Raw genomic sequence first — 8,007 nt, forward strand, 5'->3', positions numbered from 1 at the left:
AGCAGGCTATCGTCGTTCCCGAAGTCGTGACCGTGGAAAAACCCGTCGTAGCCGATCCGGGCGAACTTGGAACGAAACCGTCCAAGAGCAAGACTGTATGGACGTGGGCCGGTGCTGGCATCATGTCGGCAATCAGCGGGGCGGGGTCGTTTCTCGGTGGCCTCGACTGGCGCGTCCAGCTTCTTTTCAGTGCGGCCATCATCGGATTTGCAATCTACGGCATCAAACGCCGTACTGATTTGTTCAAGGCCGTGAAAGACCTACAAGCGGAAATTGGCTGATGAGCGCGCTTTGGGGACTTATCCCGCCATGGGTAAAAACTGCGCTCGCTGCCCTCGTGGCGGCGTTTCTGCTTCTGACGGCTGGTTACACTGCGGGAACCGTCAAAGAGCGCCAGCGGGCCGCATTGGCAGCGGCAGAGGCCACGGCCAAGGCAATCCAGAAAAGGGCGAACATCGATGAAAAGATTATCGGTATGGATGCTGTTGCTCTCTGCAATGAGCTTGGCGGCTTGCCAGAGCAATGCAACGAACTGCGCGGGTTGGAAGCCGATCAGCCTTAAACCGGCGACGGCTGTCTATCTCGCAGGAAACGATACACCGGCGGGTCAGGGTATCGCTTCTCACAACGCATTTGGGAAAACGCGGGGCTGCTGGTGATGGAGGACAATCCCATGGGCGACCGTCAGGTGATGGGGATGAACATCGATATGAAAATGACTATCGGCAACGTCATCACAATCGGGGTTGTCGTGGTCGGCATTACCGGCAGCTATTACGCGGTGAAGGGCGGTGTTGATCAGAGCAAGATCGATATCACCAAACTTGAAACCCGCATTGAACGGCTGGAAACCCAGAATGGTGATGTGCGGGATCGCATGACCCGCATGGAAGTCACCTTGCAGAATATGGCGATCAATCTGGATCGGGTTGCCCGGTTCGTTGACAGCACCGAGCAGCGAAGCAACCAGCCGAGGTAAGGCTTACTCCTCCGGGTCCGTTCCTGTCTCTCCCATGTGAATGCCGATGGCGACATTCACGATAGCCTTTGCCGCTTCAACTCGGTCCCACCCGGCTGCTTCCGCCTCGTCCAGCAGATTGATTATCCCCGCCGCAACCGCGTCCTGACAGTCGATTGCCCTATCTGCATAGTTGTTGTCGTGCTTCGGTCCGTTCATTCCATCCTCCCTAGAATAGAGTTGCCTGCACTTCCTCATTGTCGTTGCTTGGTGTCAGGTCGATCAGATCAGCATCTGGCAAGGGCTTTTGTATTTCCTTGGCTTCATCCCATGGTGCGCGCAGCCATGTGTCGATTTCTTCCGTAGTGCGGAGAATGACCGGCATTGCTTTTGGGTGGATCAGCTTCACCACGGCATTAGGCTCGGTTGTGAGAAACCCGAAGATATCGACGTCGACCGGGCCTTCCTTCTTCTTCCGCACACCTTTCCAGCTGGTCCAGATGCCAGCGAATGCGAACAGCGGTTTTTCCTCATTGAGAGCGAACCAGTGAAGCGGCTTTCGTTTGGTCTTCGGGTCTGGTTCTTGCCCGTATTCTGAGAAAGACGTGGCCGGGACAACGCAGCGGCTTTCGACGCTCTGCCAGCGCCGCCAGTGAGGCGATGTGAGATTGCGGATGTTCGTTACTCCGCTATCAGCTTCACCCTTCACATACGTTGGAGGCGTAGGCATGCCCCAGCGGAGCATTGCAAGCTCTGGCCCATCGGTTTTGACGTTTCGCAAGACCGGCGCGGGATAGTCGGGGAAGATATCCAGCTGCGGATCGACGCGGTTCGTCACATCCCCGAACTTCGGGAACAGGCGGCGCATGGCCTCATGTGTCGTGGTGATATTGTATAGATTGCACATGCGTTCCTCCTCGTTGCGAAGAGAATAGCGCCATCTTGAAAGCCGTCTAGATTGCAGATCAAATATAAAAGGAGTTCCCAGTGGTTCGCATGAACCAGCAACCGTGAACCAAAAAGGAACATCGTGCCATTCCTTCCCGAAATGACATGCCTCGCTTCTAATGATTACAATGGGTTCACTACTGGGAACAGTTTTCACACGGGAGGGGTCACAGGTTCAATCCCTGTCACGCCCACCATCTATCTAATTGATATATAATCATAATTTGTTGTTTTCAAACTTATCATCTCGGCAAATACTGGAAAACGAAAGCAGAACATGGCCGAGCGAAGCGGGTAAAATCCGTGGAATTAGTTCTTCTTCCGTTCCAGCTTCTTTGACACTGGCAAGAGATTCGAGCGCTTCGCCTCATCAGTTGCCACTACGTGCGCATATCTGGCGGCTGATGCCATATCTGTCCAAGCGCCAGTTCCCACCAACCCACGCACGTCCAATCCCCCGTATTTTCGCATCCACGTAGCCCATGTGTGCCGGAAAACATGGAACGTCACAAAGCCCACATCGGGGCCGGCTTTCTTTTTCACATCTTCCAGCCATGTATACAGGCGCCCGGATTTTCTAAACCGGAACAGCTTCCCTTCTCGATCAAGCCCACGTGGATGATTCGCAATAGCCGCAACCACAGTCGGCGGCAGGTGAACCGCTCTGGGCTTCCCATTCTTTGTTGCTGGCAGGTATGCCATTCCTTCGGTCAAATCCAGCCTGGCAATTTCAAGCGTTGTTAGCTCACTGAGCCGCATGCCGGTATAAAGCAGGGTATGCAGGAAGATTCCGAATTCAGCATCCTTCTTGTATGCGGCGTCGAGAATCTTGAACGCCTGCTTGTCCGTCATCCAATCAGTCTTCATCTGACCGCGGGAGCCTTTAGGGCGCTTCCATTGCTGGTTAAGACCTGCATGCTTTAATATGGCCGATATGACCGTGTAGACCTGCCTGTTGCGTGTCGCTGCGCTCGCGTTTGGATAGAGGGCAATTGCCGTCGTATCAATTAACTGCTGATCAATGTCCACCAAACGGTAATGGCCGATCCTTTCAACGATCGGCTCTATAAAGCGCTCATTATGGGTTGCGGCGATGTAATCCGTCACCGCGTCTAGGAAGGTCGGCTCTCCGGGTTTCCTGAAAACTCCTGCTTCGATTTCTTCTTTCCAGAGTTTGAGGAGCTTTGCTGCCGTAGCTTTGTCAGTCGTCTTTGTACTTCTGTCCATTGTGACCCCGAAGTGGGTGCCGCGAACGTAGTAGTACGGCGATTTACCCGCACGGGGAGGGATGAGCTTGAGTGGCATTTCGTTTCTCGTCTTAATCCTTCAACAATCGCGTCCAAGTCCTTCTCAGTGAAGAACTTCTTGTGACCGACTGTGAAATAGAATGCATGGCGCTTGATAATTTCTTGTAATGTTCGCCGGCCTATCCTGAGACGGTCAGCAGCTTCGTTCATGGAAAAGATCGCTGACATCCTCACTCCCTTTCCCGCAGTGCGGCGCGGCCTGCTTCGGTGATGCGCCACGAACGTTTAATGATGGTTGTTTCCCCGGTAAACGGACGCCAAATAGCGCCAATCAATCCCTTGCTTTCGAGGATGGCAATCGTTTGCGGCCTAATTCCAAGGTCACGCCAGAACCTGCCAGATTTCCCAAAGGTATCAGCAATCTGTTTCAAAGCGTGGATTTGCTGGTCTGTCAGCCTATCCATGGCCACCGCCTTTCAGGGCTTGGCGACCGTGAATATCGCAGCGACGGATTTCTGTTGCTAGCAGGTGGTGCTTGAGGTGCCGCACATCGGTATCGTGCCAGTCACTCACCACAACATGACCGTCTGCAACGTACAGGTATCCCGCATAGATTGGATAATCGTCTGGTAAAATTGGCTCGTTCAGCTTCATTCGCTCTGCTCCCCAAGTGCGGAGGCGGCGAGGAATGCGGCATAACCGGCAAAATCGAAGATGCCATGTTTCTGCGCATTGTCGTATGCGATCACCATTTCGGCTTTCGGGTGCCGTAGAGCGGCGAGGATGGTGGATAGGATGAGATCGGCGGTTCTCGCCGTTTCATCTGGTTTGGCGCTTTGTAGGATCGTGCAAATCTCGAACTTGAGCGCTAGGTGTTCCTTACTCGGCATGGTTGGCCTCCTGATCCATCTGAGCAATCCTCACGGCCTGCACCAGTTTCAGCCTGGAATGATCTTGCTCGTTGAGAACCGGGACGGCGACGAACGGAATACCCGCCTTGGTCATATCCTGCGCGATGCTCATGGCTTCGCGTATTTGAGCGACTTTGCTGGTCATTTGCTGGCCTCCTTTGCGCGCAAGATGACTTCCATGCGTTCAATGTGTCGCTTCAAAAGACTTATGCGGCCCTGAATGATGCTGTGTCTGACTTCTTCGATAACCTGTTCGTCGCTGACCGGCTTTCGGTCGTGGTGCATATGCAGCCATGTATCCAGCAGGTACGTCTCGACATTGAACCGGCAGAAATTGGTAAAGTCAGTCACGTTCTGCCTCCTTTGCGCGCAAGAGGGCGATCAGAAGGGCGATGGCGGGCGTTGTACTAAGACCGCAGTACCCGGATAGACCGTGCTTCACTGTTAAGATGATTTCCGAGAAAGGCTTTCCGTTTCGCCTATTGCTGCTGATCGTCCAATCGCACCCCGGCAACATCCTCTCAGCCAGCGCTATAACGGCGTCCGTGGAGCCGGTGATGCGAGGGACGGTTTCATCGGTGAAGTGGTCTTCTCCGAATGAGAACCAATGGTCGGTGGGGTTCCCCGCTAGATACCGGAACACTGCCGCATCCACTTCCCTGTCAGGCGCGTCTAGCTTGGAGAGACGGGTAATGAGGTCGGTCATGGCTTTTTCCCCTCATTGGTGAATTTGATAGCCCTTCGACATACTTCGCCTTTGGAGAGACGGCTGTCGGATAGATACTTCATCCATCGTTTCAGGAGGCGTTTGGCCTTTTTGCTGTTTCGGATGCTCATGACGGCTTCCCTCCCAGCACGGCGCGGGCTTCGATGAAGTGACGCATAAGCAGATAAGCATCATTATAACCGAACACGGGCTTATCTGAGGGTGTTCGTTCTGCGTACCCTTCGGTGAAGCCCTTCATCGCTTCATTGAAGAACGACACGAACGGCTCCAGCGCCTTTTCAGCCGCCGCGAGCTTGGCTTCGAGGTCAATCGCCCTAAATTCAGCATCGATTTTCTCATTAACGAGATCGGCGGTCCCGTCCTGAAATGTTTTCAGATCAGCCTCCAACTCCTTAATCCGCGCATCCTTCGCCGCGAGCTTGGCTTCTGCTGCATCGTGGCCGTCAGTGAACCCAACCGTATAGGCGCGGTCACAGCGGAAGCGTTCAAGCTGCGCATCCTTCGCCGCGTTGTCGGCTATCACCTCATTAAGCTGCTTACCCAAAATCACTTGGGCTTCTCGGTGCCTATCAATGATTTCATCCTTCACCGCCAATAGCTCCTCAGCCTGCGAGCGGGTGACGAGTTCGCGGACAAGGAAGCCATCCTTTCGGTAACGGTCTGGGAAGCCGGTTGGTAGCCATTCTTGCGTCTGGTCACGCCAATACTGATGTTCCACCGTCACCAGTCCCGTATCTGTAGCGGCTGGCGCGGTGCGGGTGTTCCAGCGAGTGGCGGCGTCTTCTTCCGTTTCTCCCCAAGCTCCAGCCGCTCCGCATCCGCGATCTGTGTTGTCAAAGCCCGCAGCGCTGCAAACCACATTGAACCCGTAGTAGCCGTCAAACGAAGGTTCATAGAACGGGTCGATTTTGAGGTGCGAGGTTTTATGGCAAAACGGGCAAGGCTTCAGTTCACTCGCCATGACGGTCGCCTCCTGATGGGTGGGTTTCTCCGCGAGCTTTTGCGAGCAGTCGCTCATGGCGACGGCACATTTCGCATCCGGGATCAAAACACGCCGCAACTTGTTCCGCCAAAGCGTCGTAAAGTTCGGGTGAGGTGACGATCAATTGCGCGTCAGGGTTGTCGATGCCGCGAATGTCATAACGGTAGACGCTCGGGTCTTGTTTGGCCTGTTGAATGCCAACCACTGAATTGTCACCTACTGCGAATGTGACGAGGTTTTTAGCGTCAACCATGCCTTGTTTCGGTGGCTGAAACCGTGGCTGTGCGCCGCGCATGCCCCATCGGGTAAAGTCCATTACATAACGGCGTCCGCTATGCGTCGTTGCGAGATAGATATGATTGGTCTGAGTGTTTCCAAACCAGCCCCACGGCCCCGGCGTAAATTCTGGCTTGCTCATTTCGCGCCCTCCGATGGTGCAGAGGGGACAGGACGCCAGTGGGTTACATCATCGAAAGTCTCGGTATTCTGGGCGCTGTCGATCCACGCTTCCGGCTCACTATGCCAGTCGCTATCGCAATACTGACCGTCTTCACCGCAGCAATGTGAACGCTTCCCCCAGTAGCAATCAGGCTGCCAGCCGAACTCTGTTGACCATAGGTCGATGACAGTCCCATCCTTTGGCGCGCTCTCAATCGGCAGCCACCCATCCCCCTCCACCTTACCGGCGTCGGCGTGGAGAACGCTGGCAACTTCCTGCCAAATTGGGTTGTGATGTTCGCCGCCACGCATGATCGTACCGGCAGTGATGCCCTCAATCACATAGTTACGGAAACGGGCCAGCACGTCCCGCGCCTGCGCGTGATCGGCGTCGGCATAGTCCGGTGAGGATAGGGCGCGGATGGCGGCATCTACGGTGTTCAAGGCTATGCGGTGATTTGCAGAGCACGAACCTTCCATAGATGCATGCGCTGTTTTCAGGGCCTCCAACGCCAGCTCACGCGCTGCGGATGGCTCGTTGAGGGCGATGCCAAGCCGAGTGATGATATCTGAAACCTGTTCACGCTTGAGCCAGTCGATTTCATCAACCAGTTCGATCAGCGCCCATCCGGCGTGGCGAGCAGCAGCTTGAAGCTCGGTATCTCCGTCCACCGTTCCTTTGAATTCGCTCTTCACGGTCTTGTCCGTTATGGGATTTCCCATATCGGTAGCCGAATTCAGTTGTCCGGAAATTCCGGATAACTCATTTGCCTCTGCGGTTGGCTCAAGCGCGGAGAGGACGCGAGCCTCATAGTCGGCCTGTGCGGCAGCTTTGGCGGCTTCCTCTGACGTGAATACAGCACGCGTTTCCGGCGCATCATTGAGCCAGAAAGCCCACGATCCTTTTGGCGTTGTGCTGCAAGCGACATACTTCATGCCTGGCATCGGTTGGGCGATGTCTACGACGCCCTTCGTCCAATCCAACTTCTTCACAGCCCCTTGCACGGGGAGGAAGGGAGACGCGGAAAGCTTGGCGATAAGCTCCTTGGCTTTGATCATGGGTTCTGCGTGTTCTGCGAGACCTTCATCATCATCCTGCAGAATTGCCGAACGCAGATCGGTGATGACCTGAATGATGTCTGCCGAGGTCAAGGCTTCTTCCTGTAGGGTGGGGGTCATTGAACTGTCTCCCCTTCATCGTTCTGCCTGACGATAACGAGCGCATTAGCCAGCGCATGGTTGATGTCGTTTGTTAAGGCTTTGAGGATGACGTCTTCCGGCGTCCCTTCAAACATCACGAAATATGTGCCGATCACACCTGTCAGGGCACCGGCCATGATTGCGAGACGGCGCTCGATTGGCGGCAAATCACTAGACTGATCGCTAGTGAAAGCTTCCAGAACTACAGTTGCAATATTCTGCCGGGTCGTTTCAGCAATCGCGTCGAACGGGCAATTCGGGTCGAATTGTGTTTCTTCCGGTAGGGTGGTCATGGGAGCAGTCATTGGACGATCCTTTCCGCCTCAGCGAAAACACGCGATGCCTGATCGATGCTGCGAGAAAAGACATTCGCGGCAAGCTGCTTGACTGTGGCATGGTGTTCTGTTGGTGCGTTGGCCAGCATCTGGGCGACAATTGACGTGGCCATTCCACCTACGATGATTGTGATTGCATCGTCGTAGGTCATTGACTTTGGTGCTTTGGCTGCAAGCTTCTCGAAAGCATCGCCAGCCAAGGATGCGGCTTCGTTCAACAGTTCAACTTTCTGATTGACGTTCATGCTCGCGTCCTCGCGG

Annotated in this window: 16 protein-coding genes and 2 pseudogenes; 3 read left to right on the forward strand and 15 right to left on the reverse strand. The window is 54.6% G+C overall.

Annotated elements, in window-relative coordinates; all coding sequences use genetic code 11:
* The 3 genes and pseudogenes from AC0TOF_RS00105 to AC0TOF_RS00115 form a co-directional block, all read left to right on the forward strand.
* Positions 1-281: pseudogene (locus AC0TOF_RS00105) on the forward strand (hypothetical protein); the annotation flags it as partial.
* The gene (locus AC0TOF_RS00110) at positions 281-562 is read left to right on the forward strand and encodes a hypothetical protein (RefSeq protein WP_473766735.1); all 282 of its coding nucleotides are present in this window, start codon (positions 281-283) and stop codon (positions 560-562) included. The pseudogene AC0TOF_RS00105 and the gene AC0TOF_RS00110, both read left to right, overlap by 1 nt.
* A 93-nt stretch (positions 563-655) precedes the next feature.
* Positions 656-979 carry a hypothetical protein gene (locus tag AC0TOF_RS00115; protein WP_473766736.1) on the forward strand — a complete coding sequence of 108 codons (324 nt, stop codon included), beginning with the start codon at positions 656-658 and terminating at the stop codon, positions 977-979.
* 3 nt (positions 980-982) lie between these two features.
* Here AC0TOF_RS00115 and AC0TOF_RS00120 read toward each other — a convergent pair whose 3' ends face one another.
* From AC0TOF_RS00120 to AC0TOF_RS00190, 15 genes and pseudogenes are all read right to left on the reverse strand, one after another.
* A complete protein-coding gene (locus AC0TOF_RS00120) occupies positions 983-1,177 on the reverse strand; it encodes a hypothetical protein (protein ID WP_176056694.1) in 195 nt (64 codons plus the stop codon).
* A 10-nt stretch (positions 1,178-1,187) separates the two neighbouring features.
* Complete coding sequence (locus tag AC0TOF_RS00125) at positions 1,188-1,865, reverse strand: SOS response-associated peptidase (protein WP_473766737.1); 678 nt, start codon at positions 1,863-1,865, stop codon at positions 1,188-1,190.
* 350 nt (positions 1,866-2,215) lie between these two features.
* Positions 2,216-3,211, reverse strand: a complete 996-nt coding sequence (locus tag AC0TOF_RS00130; protein WP_473766738.1) for a tyrosine-type recombinase/integrase — start codon at positions 3,209-3,211, stop codon at positions 2,216-2,218.
* A 29-nt stretch (positions 3,212-3,240) separates the two neighbouring features.
* Positions 3,241-3,381 (reverse strand): annotated as a pseudogene (locus AC0TOF_RS00135) (helix-turn-helix domain-containing protein); the annotation flags it as partial.
* 2 nt (positions 3,382-3,383) lie between these two features.
* On the reverse strand, positions 3,384-3,617 hold the full coding sequence (locus AC0TOF_RS00140) for a hypothetical protein (RefSeq protein WP_473766739.1): 234 nt from the start codon (positions 3,615-3,617) through the stop codon (positions 3,384-3,386).
* Positions 3,610-3,807: a hypothetical protein gene (locus tag AC0TOF_RS00145; protein ID WP_473766740.1), complete on the reverse strand. Its 198-nt coding sequence runs from the start codon at positions 3,805-3,807 to the stop codon at positions 3,610-3,612. Before AC0TOF_RS00145 ends, AC0TOF_RS00140 begins: the two co-directional genes overlap by 8 nt.
* Entirely contained in the window at positions 3,804-4,043 is a 240-nt protein-coding gene (locus AC0TOF_RS00150; protein WP_473766741.1) for a hypothetical protein, read from the reverse strand. Before AC0TOF_RS00150 ends, AC0TOF_RS00145 begins: the two co-directional genes overlap by 4 nt.
* Positions 4,033-4,209 (reverse strand): DUF1382 family protein, encoded by a 177-nt coding sequence (locus AC0TOF_RS00155; RefSeq protein WP_473766742.1) that lies wholly within the window; start codon positions 4,207-4,209, stop codon positions 4,033-4,035. Before AC0TOF_RS00155 ends, AC0TOF_RS00150 begins: the two co-directional genes overlap by 11 nt.
* On the reverse strand, positions 4,206-4,415 hold the full coding sequence (locus AC0TOF_RS00160) for a hypothetical protein (protein ID WP_473766743.1): 210 nt from the start codon (positions 4,413-4,415) through the stop codon (positions 4,206-4,208). The genes AC0TOF_RS00155 and AC0TOF_RS00160 overlap by 4 nt, the downstream gene beginning before the upstream one ends.
* Complete coding sequence (locus AC0TOF_RS00165) at positions 4,408-4,770, reverse strand: hypothetical protein (protein WP_473766744.1); 363 nt, start codon at positions 4,768-4,770, stop codon at positions 4,408-4,410. Before AC0TOF_RS00165 ends, AC0TOF_RS00160 begins: the two co-directional genes overlap by 8 nt.
* 127 nt (positions 4,771-4,897) lie before the next feature.
* Positions 4,898-5,752 carry a Lar family restriction alleviation protein gene (locus AC0TOF_RS00170; RefSeq protein ID WP_473766745.1) on the reverse strand — a complete coding sequence of 285 codons (855 nt, stop codon included), beginning with the start codon at positions 5,750-5,752 and terminating at the stop codon, positions 4,898-4,900.
* Positions 5,742-6,191: a hypothetical protein gene (locus AC0TOF_RS00175; protein WP_473766746.1), complete on the reverse strand. Its 450-nt coding sequence runs from the start codon at positions 6,189-6,191 to the stop codon at positions 5,742-5,744. Before AC0TOF_RS00175 ends, AC0TOF_RS00170 begins: the two co-directional genes overlap by 11 nt.
* Entirely contained in the window at positions 6,188-7,390 is a 1,203-nt protein-coding gene (locus AC0TOF_RS00180; RefSeq protein ID WP_473766747.1) for a hypothetical protein, read from the reverse strand. The genes AC0TOF_RS00175 and AC0TOF_RS00180 overlap by 4 nt, the downstream gene beginning before the upstream one ends.
* Positions 7,387-7,716 (reverse strand): hypothetical protein, encoded by a 330-nt coding sequence (locus AC0TOF_RS00185; RefSeq protein WP_473766748.1) that lies wholly within the window; start codon positions 7,714-7,716, stop codon positions 7,387-7,389. Before AC0TOF_RS00185 ends, AC0TOF_RS00180 begins: the two co-directional genes overlap by 4 nt.
* A complete protein-coding gene (locus AC0TOF_RS00190; protein WP_473766731.1) occupies positions 7,713-7,991 on the reverse strand; it encodes a hypothetical protein in 279 nt (92 codons plus the stop codon). Before AC0TOF_RS00190 ends, AC0TOF_RS00185 begins: the two co-directional genes overlap by 4 nt.
* Positions 7,992-8,007: the final 16 nt, after the last annotated feature.

Source organism: Ochrobactrum sp. PL_is501, from assembly GCF_055816895.1.